Consider the following 18,987-nt stretch of genomic DNA (forward strand, 5'->3'; position numbering starts at 1 on the left):
TCCAGATCCGCCGCCCTGGCCAAATCCAGTCCCATGCTCTCGGATAAATGATGGACTGGTAATAAGGTTTAGCAGTCATAAGCTAAACCTTATGCTTCAAAATATCAGGAATATTCAACATCGATATATGATTCTTCCTTTTGACTCAAATTGCAAAGAAGTTTATTTATGCCGCCTGAATAAAAATGTGCTCAGTATATATTGGGTGATCCTATTCATGCTGATGCTAGGCTTGGCAGCGCTTCCATTCTTTTACTTCGATATTGCTGTAAAAGCTTCAGGAATCATCCGGCCATTACACGAACGTACCGAAATCAAAGCAGCCGTTAGTGGCATTATAGAAAGTATTGATTATGCAGAAGGCCAGGTGGTACCCAAAGAGGCTGTGATTCTAAGGATAAAAAATAACAGTACGGGTAATCAAAAGATGCAGACCGACTTTGAAATTGCTCATCGCCAGCAGTTCATCCACGACCTTCAATTGCTTACTTCAAATAATGCAGTCACACAGCATATTTACAGCACTTTGATTTCCCCCATTTACAAACAACAGGCTAGCCGCTTTTCATACCAGCAAGCCGAACAAATTACAGCCCTTAAAAAAATAAAGAGCGAATTAAAAAATTATACCCAGCTGACTGCAGAAGGCGTTATGGCTCCAAACGAATTAAAGGACAAAAAAATTGAGAATGACAAATTGCAGGCTGCTACAAAAGCATTCAGGCAAGAACAGTTAAGTATATGGCAAGGGGAATTGGAGAAATACCGGCTGGAACTTTCCCAATTACAGGCACAACAACAGCAATTAACACAAGACGCCAAATACTACGAGGTGAAAGCGCCGGTAAGAGGAACCTTGCAAGGAATTAATGCTAAATATATAGGCGGCCTTCTGCAGGCAGGTGAAACCTTAGGCACACTTTCTCCGGAAACTGAACTGGTAGCTGAATGTTATATACCCACAAGAGATGCAGGACTGCTCAGGAAGGGACAGGAAGTAAAGTTCCAAATAGATGCGTTTGATTATAAATATTTTGGCATAGTTACAGGCAAACTAATATCAATAGATAATGATTTTACGCTTGTAAACAATCAGTCCACATTTAAGGTGCGTTGTTCCTTCGATCAAAAGCAACTGCATTTAAAAAATGGTTTCACAGGTCAGTTAAAAAAAGGATTGACCATCCAGGCCCGTTTTATCCTTACCCAAAGAAGTCTCTGGCAGTTGCTTTTTGATAAAATCGACGACTGGACAAATCCATCAGCAAGTGAACAGTGAGCATCTCTTTCCATCACTTCACGAATATAAAATATACATATGCTACCGAAAAGAATAAAAGTCAGACAGCGCGATATCAAAGATTGTGGAGCTGCTTGTATCGCTTCTGTGGCAGCTTTTTATAATTTGCATTTACCAGTAAGCCAAATCAGGCAATTGGCTAGCACGGACAAAAGAGGCACAAATGTGCTAGGCATGTTGGAAGCTGTCGAACAATTGGGTTTTGAAGCAAGGGGAGTAAAAGGCACCTTCGAAAGTTTATTTGAAATCCCTAAGCCCTCCATTGCGCATGTAGTTTTTAAAGATGGTCTTTATCACTATGTGGTCATCTATAATACGACACATAGTCACATAATCATCATGGACCCGGCAGATGGTTGTATTTATAAGAAAACGCATGATGAATTCAAAGAAGAATGGACGGGTGTTTTGGTATTACTTGTACCGGGTGAAAGCTTTGAAAAAGGAAACCGGAAAACGAGCAACTTCAACCGGTTCTGGCAACTGGTTCAACCCCATAAAGGCATGATGTTTCAAGCTTTTTTCGGAGCGTTAGTCTATACGCTCTTAGGCTTGTCCGGCTCCATTTATGTTCAAAAGCTAATTGACTTTGTACTGGTGGAGGGCAACATCCGATTACTCAATTTATTGAGTGTGATCATGATTGCTTTGTTATTTTTTCAGCTCATTATTGGAGTGATTAAAAGAATTTTTGCCCTGCAGACTGCACAAAACATTGACGCCAAACTGATCTTAGGATACTACAAACATTTACTCTCCTTGCCTCAACGCTTTTTTGATACCATGAAAGTCGGTGAAATCATGAGCCGGATCAATGACGCTGTAAAGATTCGTGTGGTCATCAATGAGGTAGCTGTAAGTTTAGTAGTGAACACCCTGATTATAGGATTCTCCATAGCCATTATGTTTTTATACTACTGGAAGTTGGCTTTTATTATCATTGCCATCATTCCATTTTACCTGGCCATTTACAGGATGTCCAGGCGAATCAACAGAAAATGGGGTCGAAAGTTAATGGAAGATGGAGCCGAATTAGGCACCCATTTAGTAGAAAGTTTAAATGCTGTGGGTACCATCAAGCGTTTTGGTCTGGAACAATATGCAAACTCAAAAATAGAAAACCGTTTTGTTAGTCTACTGAGAACAGTTTATAAATCAAGTATCTTATCCGTGTACTCAGGAACAAGCCTGGAATTGATCACACGTTTATTTACCATAATTATTCTTTGGAGTGGTAGCTATTTTGTGATCAACCACGAACTTTCTCCGGGCGAACTACTTTCCTTTTATGCTTTGATAGGATATTTTACAGGTCCCGCGTCTTCCCTTATTACTGCCAATCGCAGCATCCAGGATGCTTTGATCGCTGCCGATCGCTTGTTTGAGATCATAGATTTAGAAACGGAGGAATCAGATGAACATAAGCTTACGCTAACCCCTGAACTTGTTGACAACATCCAATTCATCAATGTTCATTTCCGGTATGGCACCAGTACACAAGTTTTTAAAGGGTTGGACCTGGAAATCCGGAAAGGAGAAGCTACAGCTATTGTAGGAGAAAGTGGAAGTGGCAAATCAACCTTACTTTCCTTATTTCAAAATCTTTATCCCTTACAGAAAGGAAAGATCAATATTGGCAATATCGACATCAAACAAATATCAAATGATAGTTTACGAAGTATGATAGGCATTGTTCCTCAACACATTGACCTTTTTGCCGGTACGATCATTGAAAATATTGCCTTGGGCGATATGGAACCAGATATGAAAAGGATTATTGAGCTTTCCCATATGCTGGGTATAACTGACTTTATAGAAAAATTACCCAATGGATATCACACCTCTTTAAATGAACAAGGCATTAACCTATCAGGTGGACAACGTCAGCGGATAGCCATTGCCAGGGCATTGTACCGTAATCCTGAAATACTGGTCCTGGATGAGGCTACCTCCTCATTGGATGTCATCAGTGAACAGAAAGTTCAGCAAGCCTTACAGCATTTTAAGCAGCAAGGTAAAACCATCATCATCATTGCACACCGGCTATCTACTGTTTGCAAATGCGACACTATCCTGGTCCTGAGCCATGGCAAACTGATCGAAATGGGAACGCACCTGGACTTAATACAGTTACAAGGCCATTATCATCAATTGTGGCAACAGAACAGCTACTCTTTAGCTTCCTGATATTCCCTGGTATCATACACTCTATACCCCACTAATAATGCTTATTTAAAATATAGGTATATGGAAAAACATAACTTTTATTTACTGTTGATCATGACGGCCTCGTTTCATCTTTGCATGGCCCAGGATCAGTGGGATCTAAAGCAGTGTGCTGCATACGCACTTGATCATAATACCTCTGTTCAACAACAGGAGATACAGGCTCGTTATGACCAACTAATTTATCAGCAAAGCAAACTGTCACAATATCCCTCAGTGAACTTTTCTAATTCAACAGGATTAACATCAGGCCGTTCTATAGATCGCACGACGAATCAGTTCACCACGCAAAGTATTTTTTATTCTACTTTTAGTTTACAAGGCTCCGTAGAAGTATTTAACTTTTATAGTAAGCGTAATACAATAGCAGCAGACCGTTATATGGCAGAAGCCTCAGAGGCATCTATAGAAAGACTGAAAAACGATCTTTCCTTAAATGTGGTAGGAGCCTATTTGCAGGCCTTATTGAATAAGCAACAGGTGAAAGTCAACATTGTTCAGATCCAACAAAGAATAGCGCAGTTATCCAATACAAGAAAGCTGATAAAGGCGGGCTTATTACCAGAACTGAATGCAGTGCAGTTGGAAGCACAACTCGCCCAGGACAGTGCCAGTTTTATAACTGCTAAAGAAGCTGAAATAAAGTCACTTCTATACATGAAAGCATTGCTCAACCTGGACGCAGCCATGCCATTCGATATTCAAACACCGCCAGTTGATTCCATAAAGTTAGAGCCGCTTTCATATTTACAGCCCGAAGCCCTTTACCAGTTGGCCTTGAACAATTTCCCTCAACAGCAAGTAAACAGGCTCCGGTTAAAAGCTGCTCATAAAAATGTAGAGGCAGCAAAAGCGACTATGTATCCGTCCATATCATTATATGGAAACTTACAGACAGGTTATTCTAATGCCAGGAATAAAGCAGAGGCTAATGGCTATAAACTAAATGGCTATACCAGGATCGGCATTGTAGAACGCACGAAAGACTCAGTAATTGTTCCTGTCCGTTCAACTCAATACCGCTTCTATGCCGATCCGTTCGGTACCCAGTTAGCCAACAACTTTGGAAATAACTTTGGTTTAAGTATGACCATTCCCATCTTTAATGGCGGCTCGGCCCGCACTAGTTTTCAACGAGCCAAATTAAAAATAAAGGCGGTTGAATTGCAGCAACAGCAGGACGACATGATATTGAAACAGGAAATTTACAAAGCGTTTTCAGATGCCATTACTTCCTTACAAAAGTTCAATGCTGAAAAGAAAAGCCAGGAGGCAGCCAAAAAAGCCTTTGATGCTGCAATGAAGCGCTACGAATTAGGACTGTTGAGCACTTTTGACGTCATTACAGCTCAAAACCATTGGTACAATGCAAAATCACAAGAGCTGTTAGCACAGTACGAGTATGTATTTAAAATGAAGGTTTTAGAGTTTTATAAGGGTGAAGGATTGAAAATGTAGTGCAAGTGGAGATTCCAACAACAATTTATCATCCTTTATTAATGCTTTTTAAGCTCAATAATCGTACCCTGGCCAATAACAGCGTTGATATTGAAATAGTATCCGATCCGTTCAGCCCTGTACTTCATGTTCTTCAATCCATTACCCTCACCAGGCTCTGTTACATCAAAACCCTGTCCATTATCCTTGATCTGTATACATAATTTTCCTTTTAGGTACAGCTCCATCGTGAGATGGACTTCAGAAGCCTTGGCATACTTGACCGTATTGTTGATGGCCTCCTTGACGATCAAGTATAAACTTCTTTTTTCCTCTTGATCCAACTTGTAGTATAAAACTTCCTCAGGAATTTGCTGGATATATTTGATGTCATTGGCCTCACATAAAGGCACAGCAAACTGCCTGATGCGCTGCAGCAAATCGGATATAACGTCTTTACGATCGTCCAATACCCACATAATATCCCGTACACCACTGATGGCTTCCTGGGTGCTCTCTTTTATTTTCAGCAGGTGCACGTCTTCTTTTTTAATGAGTGCAAGGTTGGTATAGACTTTTATGCTATTGAGCGTGCTTCCCAAATCATCATGCAGGTCCTTGGAGAGTTTGGTCCTGATCATTTGTTCTCTCTTCAATTGGTTCACACGAAGCCAGAATCCCGTTGCAATGAGCAATATAAGAACGCCCCCTAAGATGGCATATTTGATTAAATTGTTCCGGTAACGCTGCAGTGCAGCCCTTTTCTCCTGTTCACGCAATTGCTCATTTTGATTGATGATCTGTACCTTTCTTACGATCTCCGAATTGAATAAGGTATCTTTTGTGCTCACCGATTTTTTAAAATACCAGTAAGCACTATCCATTCTATTTTGTGATTCATAGAGGTGAGACAAAAGATCAGCAGCATTCACGACCCCTTTGGAAAAAGAACAATCCACAGCAGAGGCTAATGATTGCTTTGCATAAAGTATAGCCGAATCCGTCGCATCAGCATCTTTATAAATTCTGGCGATTCCGTATTTGGCTTTTGCCTGTAGTTGCTTGTCATTCTCCTGTAACGCCAAAGGAATGCTCCTTCTATAATGGTCTAGTGCGACTTCATCTTGATGCAATCGGTGATGAATATCACCAAGATTTACAAGGGCGGCAGCAATATCACCGGTATTCTTTACCTGGAGTCCCAACTCGTAGGCTTTATTCTGGTAAAATAGTGCCGAGTCTAACAGGTTCATTTTTTCATAATTAAAACCCAGGTTGATAAAGGTTTTTACGAGATCGTCTTTCTTGTTCTTAGCCTGGAAAATATCCTTTGCTTTAAGATAATAACGGACTGCATTGCGGTCATCTTCCTGTTCCTGGTATACCATTGCCATATTATTGTAACAGGCTGCCATACCCAGCGGACTTTTAATTCTTTCGTATATCTCCAGGGCCTTTACATGGGTTTCAAGTGCTTTTACATAGTTACCTTTTTCAAAAAACAAATCGCCAATAATAGCAAGGGATTGGGCTGCTCCTAATGGGAATTCTTTTTCTTCAGCTAAATGATATGCTTGTTGAGCAAACAACATGGCACTATCTGGAACAACATAATAATATTCAAGACAAATCCTTAAAAGAGTAAACACACGCGTCGTATCAACAGTAGTGATTTTCAAAACTCTTTGCAGGCTATCAATAGTTTGGCTTTGAGCCTTAAGGATAAAGACACTACTTAAAATTGAAAGAATAGCAATGAGCTTTCTCATAGTTTACTGAACGACAATCTTTTTAGTTTCCACTTTACCAGGATAGTATACGCGTAACAGATAAAAGCCGGGCCTCAGGTTGTTGATCTGAAGGTTTGTAGATGCATAGTTCTTCCATTGCTGCAGGTTCCTTCCTGAATAGTCTTCAAGAACAATAGTAGCAGCACCTTCTTTGGCAGGTAAGTATACCATGGCCGAACCTCTGTTAGGATTAGGATATACTAATACCTGCGATGGATTAGAATGCTGCTCTGCTTTATTGATCAGACCATTATTAGTAAATAAAAACAATGAAGAAAAACTTGATCTCATGATGCCTATCTGTTTAATAGTCCTACCGGCACTGCAAAAGATACAAGGGTCTGCAGGTATAAAATTAACAGTAGGTTGAAAATTCACCCCACCACTCACAATCATTGCGTGATCACGCGGCAAAATATCTATGATAAAACAGGCCTTAGCATTCGGTTCCGTTTCTGTTTGGATGTTGGCAAACGTATTTACCGAACACACAGATGGCACTGAGCCTCCAAGGGGCACAGTTACCATCGAATCATTTTGCTCTGGTATGCCATTACAATTTCTATCTGAATAAATCTTGATTGAAATATCTTCTTCCTCGTCATTAGGCGGTAGTTCATGATCAAATTTTATTTCATTGAAGACAATACCAGTGATATCAAATGTTTCAGTTGCATTGGTTCGGTTTGTATAGCTTAGTTTAAACCTATAACCAGAATCGGGAATGAAGACCGGAGTGGAAATGCTTGTGTCAAAGGCTACATCTCCAGACTTCCCAACTCCATCACAGGGGTTGCCTACATTATCTGCCACATCGTTATCTGTATATTTTCCACCACCTCGCTTCAAGGACAATTTATAGAAAAAAATCTCTCCGGCCTTTAGGGACTTAGTCTTCTTCCACCGATCCACAAATATGTCCTCAAGTTGATCTACAAACGGATCAAGCCATGAATTCAGCCATTGTTGATTGTTTGATAGATTTTCTAATTCGTCTTCTAACTTTTCTATTTGCTTCTTTTTCTTATGATCAACAATCCATAATTTTAAATACTGCCATGGGACAGCAAGCTCTACGCCATAGCCATCTTCAGTAAAGGCAGCGGCAAATGTTTCATTCTTTTTTAAGCGTTCCTTATGAGGAACGTTCTTTGAATCAAACACTTTTTCTAGTCTTCCAGGCATAGGATAGTTTTGGACAATGGGTCCGCCACTACGAATTCCATTGCTATCTTCCTGGACAATTGCTAAAGGATTTCCCTTGCCTTTAATGAAATTGCGATGAATATCAGGCAAATAACGGCTTAAAGTTAAAGACAGACTGTTGTTTTCCTTAAGTGCAGCATGGAAAACAGGCTCCCCTTCATTCATATAGCCATCAGCATTCACATCACAGAAATAATAGAAACTATTGATGGAATTACTATGAGCAAGCCGGCGGAAATAAAAGAACACGTTGAAATCATCATGTGTAAAAGCAGTTAGTCTTATATTTTGGTCTGGCTTAGGAAAGGGATCATCAAAAATATGAGAAGAAAAATCAGATGAACACTCTGTAGTCAACTCTTCCTCATTATCGGCATCAAGGGCCCAGTTAAAAGCAGTTCCACTAGGTAATTCGAAAGGTTTTAAAACATCATCTTCACTCCTTGAACCTAATATTTCTTCCCAATCTGAAATTCTTCCATCGATAGCCCATGGAGCAGGAGCTTTCTTACTAAATGATATTTTTTTTGTATTTACAATTTCACTAGTACATCCATTCCCGCAATTAGAGCAATCCTGAGCTTTTATATCGATTACTAGAAGACTCAACATGAAAAAAAGAAAGGAAATGTGTGTTAGCTTTTTCATAAAACACCTTTTTAAGGTCAATGTAAAAGGGAAGGATTACAAGACGCTTCATCAGGTGGATCATTACATACAAAAGCTCAGAGCCTTTCTTATCAACTATAATAAAAGAGCGAATAAAAATTGTGCTGTTTTATACATATGAATTTAATGTAATTATACTACCCGTACAACTTTTTCAAAAGGAGTAAATCGCTGATGAGCCTTGGTCTCTTTTGAAGATTCTAAACCGCAAAACTCTTGAATAAACAGGTGTTTTCACGGTTTTTGCTTTTGAGCAGCCATACTAAATTGCATCATGGTCAGTTCAAATCAATATAAAGAGTTACGATACCAATATGAAGTGCTTTTGGCGAGGTATGATATTAGGGACCATTATCTCAATGAAATTGTTGAGGAAGTTTATCAAAATATTGGACAGGTTTTAAGCCTTGTACGCTTACAACTAAGTTTGCTAACGCATAATAACGATGTGGCAAAGGAAAAGGCAACTGAACCAAGTCATTTAGTAGGCAGGGTAATCCAGGATCTAAAGAATATGTGTAAAAGCTTTCATCCTGAAACAGAATTATTATTCAATTCAGGAATGATCCGGCTTCTTGAACATGAGTTAAAGTTATTAAACAGTGATCAGGAAAGTTCTGCAATTGAAGTAATGGGTGAACCTTGCTCACTGCCTGCGGGCATAGAATTGATCGTATTCCGTATGCTGCAGGAAATGCTTTTTGGCCTTATAAAAAAGCATAAGCGACACCCCATTTCAGTAACTGTTGCTTATGAGAAAAATGGTGTAACTTTTATAGTAAAGCATGCAGGAAAACCCATCGAACGGACACAATGGAATATGCCTGATGATAGCTTTTCTCTAAAGAGATTGCCATTACACCAAAGAGCTGAATTAATCAACGCCAAATTGCAGGTTCACTATAGCAAGGCTAATCAGACATGCATCAAGTTAACGGTTCCTATCAAAAACGCATTGTATGAATAACATAAAAGTAGCCCTTGTAGATGATCACGTTCTTTTACGTAAAGGACTGGCGAACCTGATCAGCATCCAGGGATTTGATATTCATTTAGAATGTGACAATGGTAAACAATTGGTCAACAAGTTGAACAAGGACGATTTACCACACATTGTTTTGATGGATATCAACATGCCGGAAATGGATGGTTTTGAAGCAACCCTATGGCTCAAAAAGAATTATCCATCTGTTAAAGTGTTGGCCTTAAGTATGTATGATGATGATAATGCAATCATACGTATGTTACGGAATGGGGCTAAAGGATATATTTTAAAAGAAAGTGAGCCTTCAGAATTAAAGGCCGCTATAGATGCGGTGGTGACAAAAGGCTTTTATTACTCGGAAACAGTAACGGGAAAGCTCGTGCATAGCATCCAGGAAATGGATGAAGACGATGCAAATGACCACCGACTGCTGTTAAGCCTCAATGAAAAAGAAATCACATTTTTAAAACTCGCCTGTACAGAAATGACCTATAAGGAAATTGCGGAACAAATGTTTTTAAGCCCGCGTACCATAGATGGATACAGGGACCAGCTTTTTGAGAAGCTCAATGTAAAAAGCAGGGTAGGATTGGTTCTGTTTGCTATTCAGAAGGGAATTGTAAGATTTAATTAATTTCAGCTTTTCCAAAACCTACGGTCTCTCTATACATCTGTGGTGAGATACTGGCATTCTTTTTAAAAAAGCGGCTGAAATAATATTCATCTTCATAGCCTAATTCATAGGCTAGCTCTTTTACTGATTTATTCGTCAGATACAACTCTCTTTTGGCTTCGATAATAATTCGTTCAGTAATTAAATTGGTAAGATTCTTATTAAAATGTGTTTTTGTGATCTTAGTTAATGCATTAAGCGAAATGTTCAATAAAACGGCATAATCCCTTGGCGCGTGTTTCGATTTAAATTCCTTCTCGATCGCATCTTTCAGGTCTTGTAAAATAAAAGGTTCTTTTTTGACCTGTTTCAATTGCAGGGTATGTGGCTGTTGCTGGCTTTTTGAACGGGATGCAGCGATCAGAAAGATCTTCATGAAGGAGATTAATAATTCATATTGTGCGATCCCAGGGTTCTGAATTTCTGACTTAATTTGTTCTATAACCCCGTTTAAGGTAGCTTCTAAATGTTCATCCACCGAAAAAAATGGTATGTCATAAATATTGTTAAAAAGAACACCATTGCAGGTTACTTCTGTCTGATGTTTATGGATGCAAAAAAAGTCTGAATGAAAGTAAATAGCAACCCCCTTTATGAACTTGGATGAAAACAGGAATGGTTGGTAAGGAGCAAACGAAAACAAAGAGTTTTGCTCAAAATTGTATTCAGAGAAACCGGTTTTCAACTTCCCTGCGCCCTCTTTTATCCAGATGAGAGAGTAGTAATTATTCCGTTGCAAATGGTCGAAGTAACTATTGTCCTCAAAGAAAAATAATTTAAATGCCAGGTTTCCGTTTTGCTCATTCACCAAGGTGAATGAATTCTGATCTGCCATTTGCGTAAGTTTTACTCTAATTTAAGCATTTGAAAAGCAAACCTTTCTTCTGGTGGACTATTATAGCGCTATTTATTACCGGCACTGTCACTAAGCTTCTTTTAGTTTCACTTCCGGAGACATGTTCCCGAATGCATCAGATGTAACCGTGTGTCCCGGATCGTACCCGACACCATTTTTAAAGAGAAATGATTTAATAATTGAAGCTGCTTCGGTATGTTTTTCCTCCAACACAAAATGACCACCATTCAACAAACTTATCTGTGCATCCTTTATATCTTTTTTGAAAGCTTCAGCTCCAACTGCCAAAAAAAGCTTGTCATTCTTACCGGATATCACCAAGGTAGGCGGCTGGTGCTTTCTAAAATAACTTTGCCAGGTATGATACAACGGCAAATTGGTTCCATAATTCCTGAAAAGCGCCAGTTGTATTTCATCATTGCCCGTACGCGCTAAATAATATTGGTCTATCGTATACCCATCCGGGCTGATTTTTGAATGATCTTCAGTGCCATCTGTATATAACCATTTGACAGTGTCTGGTGATAAATAATTCCTGGCACCCTTTTCTGTTTCTGCATTTGGGTTTTGAATGTAGGCCACAAGCGGATTCAAGGCATCTCCCAATCCTTCAGTATAAGCGTTCGCATTCTGCACGATCAACGCCTGTATCAATTCAGGTCTTTGTGAAGCGATACGAAAGCCTACGGGACCGCCGTAATCTTGCATGTACAAAACGAATTTCTTTAATTCCAGCGCATCAATAAAATGGCTAATGGTCAAAGCCAGGTTATCGAAACTGTAAGTATAATCGGATGGTGATGGCGCACTGCTTTGCCCAAAGCCTGGATAATCAGGAGCTAACAAATGAAAATCGCCTGAAAGATCATTGATCAGATTCCTGTACATGTGTGAGGATGAAGGAAAACCATGAAGCAGGAGCATGGCTGGCTTATTTTGATCGCCGGCTTCGCGGTAAAAAACATCAACGCCGTCAACCTGTATTGTCTTAAAATGCACCGTATTCATTTCTTTCTGTTTTATAGTTATGAATCATAATTGACAGAACAAAAATGAACTAATTGAAAGCAATCTAAAATGGATAAATCAGGCTTTTAAATGGACAGTTTATGGTTCATTATGTCCGTATTTTGTTCCAAAGCCAATATTTACCGGGTCAGTCAGTATTGCCGTACCATTTGCACCGGCCCGCTCACGAATCATTTGTTCTAATTTTTCTTTAATGGTTTCGGTCTGTTCATTGGTGACATTCAATTCAGCGAGAACATGCCCTACGATCGGATTGCCGTTTAGGGTCCAATCCCATAACTGCTGCCCAGAGCTAAATTCCAGCTTTTCTGTGACAGTTTCTACTTGAATGTCTTTCAATCCTGCATCCGCCAACCGCTGATATAATACAGCAGGATCTGCCACTTGAAATTCCAATGGCGGAGGATCGGTAGGTAATCCTTCAAAATGTGGCGAAACTGAATGTACTGCCTTAATAAAACAATTCAGAAAATCAATTTTTTCCGGCGAACCATAAGCAATTAAAAGTATCCTGCCACCGGGTTTTGTCACTCTTACCATTTCCTTCAGCGCTTTTAGCAAGTCGGGGAAGAGCATCACTCCGAATTGCGAACCTGTAACATCAAACAGGTTATTTTCCAATTCCAGCTGATGTCCATCCATTACCTGCCCTTTTGCATTCGAAAGGCCTTCCTCACGAACACGCCTTTCAAAAAGTCTGATCATTTCCGGTGACCAGTCAGTCGCCAGCACTTTTGCTCCCAGACGAGCAGCCGGTAAACTTAAACCGCCACAGCCGGCAGCAACATCCAGAAAGGCGTGATCTGCTTGCAAACCCACACGTTTCAGTGCTTCATTAGCCAGCCATATTTCAGTATCTGTAACAAACTGGTCGTAGCCTTCAGCAATTTGGCCCCAGGCTTGCCTTAATTCTTCTTTACTGGGATCAACTTCCTTTACAGCTTCCATAATTTAATGATTTAATGGTTAAAAGAATTATTCAAAGAGGCGCCTCATGACTGTTGTTATTCCAAAACAAAATTAGAACGGGCCATGTGAGATGAAGTTGCTGAAAAGGCAAAAAGCGATACTGTAACGTTCAGCGATTTGTTTATTAATGTTGAAGTTTATTCTGCAGGATAAATTTGCCGGGCGTAAGACTGAATTTGTTTTTAAATACACGGATAAAATGTGAACGGTTTTCAAATCCGCTTTCCACGCACACTTCATCAATCGTTAAATTGGTGGTTTCCAATAAATACTTGCTGTATTCAAGGCGCTTTTCCAGCAGCCATTTGCCAGGGGTGGTATGAAACAGTTCCATAAACTCCCGCTTGAAACCGGAGAGGCTTCGGGCACACAAGCGGGAAAATTCATTTAAAGAAAGATTACTAAAAAAATTTGCTTCCATAATCTCTTTGATGGATGGCTTTGCCCTTGCACAGAGTTCATCGAAATAGTACTTCAGAGAGCTGTAATGATGGCTGGAAACAATATGCACAATCAGCTCCTCGAACTTTAGTTTGAGAAGGGCGATTGGTGGCGGGGACGGCATAGAGAAATAACTAAGCAGGGATTGAAAATAAATCAATAGTACATCATCGGCTACAAGGGGAATTATGGTATCTGGCTTGTTAGGGGTAGGGTCTTTGGGTAAGGTAATTTTGTATTTGTGAATGACGGATTTGATAAAATCATCCGGTACAAAAATCAACAGTTCGCAAAAGTCTTCCTGGGTTTCACTTAAGGAAAGAACTGAGCCTTTTTTAGCAAAAAAGCAATCGCCCGGTTTAAGCGTATGCTCATGCTGTGGCGTTTTCAGCAAGGTTTCTCCTGCCAGTACAAAAGCAAAAAAATTGTTATGCCACCAGATACCGCTTGTGTAATCGTCGGCAGGACATTTGAATTCCACAAAAAGCAGCTCATCCACCTGAAATTTTTTATACAGGTCTGTTTTCCATATAAAATCCAGCACGTTTATCATATCTGAACTTTAAGGATAACCAAAATTAAACAAGTTTCCCCCTGAAATTATTATTCTAATATGTTGCGTAGATTGTTCCCACGTTGATGTTGCGTTCGTGCTAAGTTTTCACATCGTGGTCTGAATTTAAGTTTACAATGTTTTAATTTCTATCAAAATATTTTCTTGATAAAGGATGCGTAAATACAGTCCTGATAATAATTGGGATTCCAATTACTGCTGGCAATAACCAATAAATCAAGGGATGAAAATTTTTCCATATTGGTAAAAACTTTCCATTGTCAACATAAAAAGCAGTTAGTAATAAAATATAAGAAACTCCCATTTCTGTGATATGAATAATACTCCACTTTTCCCATTGATTCCTTCGGGCTTTTCTGCCAATAAATGCCGAACTGAAAGAAATAAAACCTAAAATAAATAAGTGATAATCTTCCCTCCACCGAACTGCCGCAATAATAGTTGCAGTTATGAAAACAACTAACAGAGACCAGAAATAAACAGTCCCAGCTTTTGGATGGAGTCCGATTTGTTTTTTTGCAAGCATTGCCATCAGTCCGGCCACTACACAGGTCAATGCGGCTAAAATATGTATTGAGAGGATTGTTAAAAAGAGGGGGCTGTCAGAAGGTATTTCAAAACCTTGAACAACAAATGGATTTCCTTCAAACATGATTTGTCTCTGTTTATTTTCTCGCAGTGAACTTTATCATTTGCACAGTCGCCAAAGCATGAGGCACAACGGTGAAGAGCTTACTTTGCATTTCAGGCGTCCGAGCCCCTGAGACTCGGCTGACTAATGCTGAGTAAAGATAAAAAGTTGATGATATATACTACAGCTGAACTTTTAATGTCAAGGTGGATCAGTATCGCTTTTTAATGAAAATCCCTAAAGCGTTTGAAACGATTTAGGGATTAATGAACACAGCTGGTGCACACATCATGCCCATGCTCTGATTTTTAAACGAAAGGCAATACGGTTAGACAGCTACCTCCGTTGAAAGAAGGATGGGTTCCTTTACTGTGTGCCGGTCCTTCGCCTCCTGTACATTTGGATCATTCATGATAGCTCCAAGCTTTTCCATATCTGTTACTTCTAAAACCAAAACCACCGATTCAGGATCATCCTGATCCTGAAATGTTTTAAAGCTTGATACGGCAGGAGCAAAAATCTTTACCCTGTCTTCATGGCCTTTCAGCCATGTTTCAAAATCGCCTACTTTGTGTCGGACTACTACAGTTGGCATGGTTAATTTTTTTGTTATTAATTTATTTAATAAAAATGCAAAAAAAATAAAACAAATCCTAGTCTACTTAGCGCAAAAATTTATTTCGCATCGCGCATAATTTTGGCACTGGCAATTAAAGCTTCTAGAACCATATTTTGTTAGCCGTATGAACTCCTATTGGGTTAGGGGTTCGGGTGCGTCTTTGAAATGCTTGTATTTTCCTAAAATACGTCCGAGCAAATAAGTCAGCGGAATTACTGTTCTTTTAACCAACATAGGAATTTCGGTTAGGTCATATTCTTTGGCATAACGTGTCAAAAGATAAGCGCCATCAAATGTTTCTGGCTGTGCTTTTCCTGACTTGTTCTGTGCTGCGTAAATTGCCGAAAGAAAGAATACAATCGTATTGGCCGGCTTAATCCACCCTTTGCAATTAAGGATTTCTTCTCCTGCATTCCAAAAACGATGAGGAGTCCCCCGCCTGAACAAAACAGTTTCACCCCCTCCTGCGTATTGTGCCTCTTGTCCAAGAATTTGATACCCTATTTTGCCTTTTATAACTGTTAATTCCTCATCCTGAAGGAAATGCGTATGCATGAGAGGCCCGTGCCCTGGTGTAACTAAATTCTCCACAATGACTTTGTCGCCGCCTGGTTCTTTTTGCACAGCATGGAAAATGATTTTTTCGCCGAGGCAATTTTCAATAATATGTGGATAGGAGATTTTCATGTTGTGAATTTTAATTTATTAAAAGCCGTAATGATAATTGCTTCCCTTATTGAGGAATTCACTGTTTGCTTACAAGAGTGGCAGTCTGTGTACCAGTAGTTTAAATTTATTGAAAGTTTAAATAGGAGTACTATATTTCAGCCACTATTCTTCAATCGCTATTGTAGAAAACTGTTTGTTGCGTACGGCCTATTTGTTTGTCGAGCCACGAAGATGAGTAGTGTTCATTCATTACAACGCTTTATTAAATGTTCTTTAATCATTTCGATGTAGGTTGATCGACTATTTTCCAATAGGAATTCTTTCGTGTGATTTTGCCGTTTCGAAACTCCCAAAGATCACAACCTCGCACTTTCAAGCTAACCCCTGAAGTTGTTGTTCCTGTCAATGTCCATTCTGACACCCCCATATTGCCATCTGCGGATATCCAATGACGGTCTTCACCATAATGAACATCCGGAATACCTTTGAAGCGTCCGGCAAGAGCCTCACGCACCTGTGCTTTGCCGATGAAGCGTTGTCCCCATGGTTCAGTGCCCCTTGGCATATCAAAGGAGCAGTCATCGGAAAAGAATTCCATAATAGCGTCTAGGTCATGGCGATTGAATGCATCAAGGATTTCCTTTAAAGTTTCTACTGTGGCTATCATTTCTTGTGAGTTGGTTTGAGTTTGCAATGTTTTGGCATTGTTTATTTATTTGCCTTAATATAAATCCCATTTTCTGAGTAATGCTCCACGTTGTCGAAACCTGCAGATTTCTGCCATTTTGGAAAGCTTAAAGTTGGCTGCAGCTATAACACCTTAGTGATTTCAGAAAGCAGTTTGGTCAGTATAAACTCCCTTGCTTTGTCTTTATCGGTAGCGCCACCACTAACCAGGTATGTTATCTTGCCACTTCTGTCTAATACAATACTGGTGGGATAGCCAAAGGCTTGATTTAGCCGGTTGCATTCTTCATCTTTCAAGTGAAATACCTTGAACTGAAGTTTAAACTTCTGCCGTACTCTTTTTATGGCATCTGCTTGATCCATTGTAAAAGAAATAAATTCAAAGTCCTTGTTGTTCTTCAGTCTTTGATACAGTTCATTGAGGGCATCCATCTCAGCCATGCAAGGAGGACAGCCTTCAAACCAAAAATTGATTAAAACTACTTTTCCCTTGAGGATTTCATTGTTGATCTTTTCAGTTTCATTCGTGGCTTTAAAAACAGGAAAAGGTTTGCCTATTGCTTCTTTTTTCCTTGCTTCGAATAATGAATCTATATCTAAGTTTATACTCGGTTTGCTAAAGGAAGGTTTTTGTCCCAAAGAAATGAACGATCCTAAAAGGAATAGTACAGAAAGGATAAATCGCATAGAGAATCTTGTTATTGTTGTAGCTGACGGTTTCGGTTCTTGCAGCTTTGCTAAGGCAGGGTAGTCTGGGTTATTATTCCTTACTATTGCAAAACGCTGAATAGTATTTTATGGTTTAAAGATAATACTGATACCCTGCTTTGGCAAAACTGACTTGTTACAGGCTGTTTAGTCGTCCAACTTACAAGGCTGTTCAGAAAAAGAAACGCCTCCCCGTTGTTCCTGCGTCAGCAATAGAAAGTCCGTGTGGATAGGTAATTGTCTAACTATCTGAGTAAAGCCTTCAGAAGTCAGTTTTATATGACCCGCCGTTAGTTCAATTGCCCATTGATAAGTTATAGTACCTTCTTGATTTTGCGTTGTATCAGCAAGTACCACTTCAACTATCTGTTGTGCATCAATGCCGAAAAGATCCGTCTTGATGTTTACGTCCAGTTTAAATGCTTTTTTAAAAATTAATGTACACGGAGCTATCCAGTAAGAAAAGTGCCCCTTGCCTTTCACGGGATCTACCCACTTGAAAATATAGTCAATGTCTAAAAGAAAATCACCAGTCCACTCGCCATTGTTCCACTGAAACGAAATCGCATGAATGGCAGCATCATGCCAGCCCATAACTTTGAAGTCGGCCTCTGTCCATATGCTCTTCTCAAGATTATATTGTTGTACGGATGGTGTCATTTTAAATTGCCTGTAACGATTTTAGGTGTTTTGTCACTGGCGAAAGTCAGTGGTACTACTGCCAGGTTAAAGATATGGTGCTTTAAAGTGATTCCAAAGCAGGTTATCGGTAATTAGTAGCCAGTGCAGAAAAACCTGCGTTGTGCGTTCGTGTACACTCATTCGAAGTGGTAGAGTTGTTGTTTATCTAATATGATTAGCTCTGCGTCCTGTCCTGCTGCTCTCAGGTTGCTGATGACTTCATCGGCTACGGCTTTCGCCTTGTCATATGGAAAGTCGTCACTAAAGGTCATTTGAATACCTGGTAGTTCCCATGAATAGCTATACTCATCTTCTCCAACTTGATAATATGGCCACTCGTCACATAGGATTTTTGACCAAGTAAGGGAGTTAGGCGTCATAATGTTGTCGTAGACATCAGGTGAAATATCAGTGACACCTGTGATGAGGAACTCAAAATCTTTACCAGTCCAGTTTTGTTCATCAACTGGTGGCTTGGGAACTGAGGGTTCGTGAACCACAGTCTTTCTCTTCTTACAAAAGTTAAATAGTCCCATGAAGTTTCTTTAGATGACGCACAACAGTAGATAAATTTACGAACCGAGCTGATCAATGCAACTGAATTTTAAAAAACCTCTTTAACTGACTGCCTTTTATAGTTTTTCAGAGTTTTTTGTTTCGTTTCTTTTGTTGTCCAATTTGCATGAGCTCATCCGTAGTGCTCATTTGAAAACAAGGAAAATAATCTTCTTACAGTGGCAGCATGTCCAAAGGGGCTCTATATGGCAGGAATGTTTGTTCTTGATTCCAGCAAATGAGTAGCATAGGAATGCTGCAATATGAGTATGGCCAACCATG

General features: G+C 39.6%; 18 protein-coding genes. 5 read left to right on the plus strand and 13 right to left on the minus strand.

From position 1 onward, the window contains the following. Window positions 1-127: 127 nt before the first annotated feature. Genes OCK74_RS12560 through OCK74_RS12570 form a run of 3 tightly spaced genes read left to right on the plus strand, consistent with a single transcriptional unit; the run spans window position 128 to window position 4,984 of the window. Window positions 128-1,279 (plus strand): HlyD family secretion protein, encoded by a 1,152-nt coding sequence (locus tag OCK74_RS12560; RefSeq protein ID WP_279297396.1) that lies wholly within the window; start codon window positions 128-130, stop codon window positions 1,277-1,279. A 39-nt stretch (window positions 1,280-1,318) separates the two neighbouring features. Then, a complete protein-coding gene (locus OCK74_RS12565; protein ID WP_279297397.1) occupies window positions 1,319-3,487 on the plus strand; it encodes a peptidase domain-containing ABC transporter in 2,169 nt (722 codons plus the stop codon). Window positions 3,488-3,547: 60 nt separating this feature from the next. After that, on the plus strand, window positions 3,548-4,984 hold the full coding sequence (locus tag OCK74_RS12570; RefSeq protein ID WP_279297398.1) for a TolC family protein: 1,437 nt from the start codon (window positions 3,548-3,550) through the stop codon (window positions 4,982-4,984). Between the two features lie 38 nt (window positions 4,985-5,022). Here the strand turns inward: OCK74_RS12570 and OCK74_RS12575 are convergent, their stop codons facing one another. Both OCK74_RS12575 and OCK74_RS12580 read right to left on the minus strand, forming a co-directional pair. Continuing rightward, window positions 5,023-6,732, minus strand: a complete 1,710-nt coding sequence (locus OCK74_RS12575; protein ID WP_279297399.1) for a tetratricopeptide repeat-containing sensor histidine kinase — start codon at window positions 6,730-6,732, stop codon at window positions 5,023-5,025. Between the two features lie 3 nt (window positions 6,733-6,735). Beyond that, window positions 6,736-8,607 (minus strand): T9SS type A sorting domain-containing protein, encoded by a 1,872-nt coding sequence (locus tag OCK74_RS12580; RefSeq protein ID WP_279297400.1) that lies wholly within the window; start codon window positions 8,605-8,607, stop codon window positions 6,736-6,738. Between the two features lie 295 nt (window positions 8,608-8,902). Here OCK74_RS12580 and OCK74_RS12585 point away from each other — a divergent pair, with 295 nt between their 5' ends. Continuing rightward, window positions 8,903-9,595 carry a sensor histidine kinase gene (locus OCK74_RS12585; protein ID WP_279297401.1) on the plus strand — a complete coding sequence of 231 codons (693 nt, stop codon included), beginning with the start codon at window positions 8,903-8,905 and terminating at the stop codon, window positions 9,593-9,595. Then, window positions 9,588-10,247, plus strand: a complete 660-nt coding sequence (locus OCK74_RS12590; RefSeq protein ID WP_279297402.1) for a response regulator transcription factor — start codon at window positions 9,588-9,590, stop codon at window positions 10,245-10,247. Before OCK74_RS12585 ends, OCK74_RS12590 begins: the two co-directional genes overlap by 8 nt. Here OCK74_RS12590 and OCK74_RS12595 read toward each other — a convergent pair. From OCK74_RS12595 to OCK74_RS12645, 11 genes are all read right to left on the minus strand, one after another. Beyond that, window positions 10,240-11,121: a helix-turn-helix domain-containing protein gene (locus OCK74_RS12595; protein WP_279297403.1), complete on the minus strand. Its 882-nt coding sequence runs from the start codon at window positions 11,119-11,121 to the stop codon at window positions 10,240-10,242. The genes OCK74_RS12590 and OCK74_RS12595 overlap by 8 nt on opposite strands. A 90-nt stretch (window positions 11,122-11,211) precedes the next feature. Then, on the minus strand, window positions 11,212-12,150 hold the full coding sequence (locus tag OCK74_RS12600) for an alpha/beta fold hydrolase (RefSeq protein ID WP_279297404.1): 939 nt from the start codon (window positions 12,148-12,150) through the stop codon (window positions 11,212-11,214). Window positions 12,151-12,249: 99 nt separating this feature from the next. Then, window positions 12,250-13,119 carry a class I SAM-dependent methyltransferase gene (locus OCK74_RS12605; RefSeq protein ID WP_279297405.1) on the minus strand — a complete coding sequence of 290 codons (870 nt, stop codon included), beginning with the start codon at window positions 13,117-13,119 and terminating at the stop codon, window positions 12,250-12,252. A gap of 145 nt (window positions 13,120-13,264) precedes the next feature. After that, the gene (locus OCK74_RS12610) at window positions 13,265-14,134 is read right to left on the minus strand and encodes a helix-turn-helix domain-containing protein (RefSeq protein ID WP_279297406.1); all 870 of its coding nucleotides are present in this window, start codon (window positions 14,132-14,134) and stop codon (window positions 13,265-13,267) included. A 142-nt stretch (window positions 14,135-14,276) separates the two neighbouring features. Continuing rightward, entirely contained in the window at window positions 14,277-14,807 is a 531-nt protein-coding gene (locus tag OCK74_RS12615; protein WP_279297407.1) for a hypothetical protein, read from the minus strand. Between the two features lie 307 nt (window positions 14,808-15,114). Next, window positions 15,115-15,381: a hypothetical protein gene (locus OCK74_RS12620; protein WP_279297408.1), complete on the minus strand. Its 267-nt coding sequence runs from the start codon at window positions 15,379-15,381 to the stop codon at window positions 15,115-15,117. A 156-nt stretch (window positions 15,382-15,537) separates the two neighbouring features. Beyond that, window positions 15,538-16,092, minus strand: coding sequence for a cupin domain-containing protein (locus tag OCK74_RS12625; protein ID WP_279297409.1), 555 nt, complete (start codon window positions 16,090-16,092; stop codon window positions 15,538-15,540). Window positions 16,093-16,351: 259 nt separating this feature from the next. Then, window positions 16,352-16,741 carry a nuclear transport factor 2 family protein gene (locus OCK74_RS12630; protein WP_279297410.1) on the minus strand — a complete coding sequence of 130 codons (390 nt, stop codon included), beginning with the start codon at window positions 16,739-16,741 and terminating at the stop codon, window positions 16,352-16,354. Window positions 16,742-16,884: 143 nt separating this feature from the next. Beyond that, on the minus strand, window positions 16,885-17,448 hold the full coding sequence (locus OCK74_RS12635) for a TlpA family protein disulfide reductase (RefSeq protein WP_279297411.1): 564 nt from the start codon (window positions 17,446-17,448) through the stop codon (window positions 16,885-16,887). 168 nt (window positions 17,449-17,616) lie between these two features. Then, entirely contained in the window at window positions 17,617-18,129 is a 513-nt protein-coding gene (locus OCK74_RS12640; RefSeq protein WP_279297412.1) for a hypothetical protein, read from the minus strand. A gap of 158 nt (window positions 18,130-18,287) precedes the next feature. Continuing rightward, a complete protein-coding gene (locus OCK74_RS12645) occupies window positions 18,288-18,686 on the minus strand; it encodes a hypothetical protein (RefSeq protein WP_279297413.1) in 399 nt (132 codons plus the stop codon). Window positions 18,687-18,987 lie beyond the last annotated feature (301 nt).

Source organism: Paraflavisolibacter caeni (assembly GCF_025628885.1).
Classification (GTDB): domain Bacteria; phylum Bacteroidota; class Bacteroidia; order Chitinophagales; family Chitinophagaceae; genus Flavisolibacter; species Flavisolibacter caeni.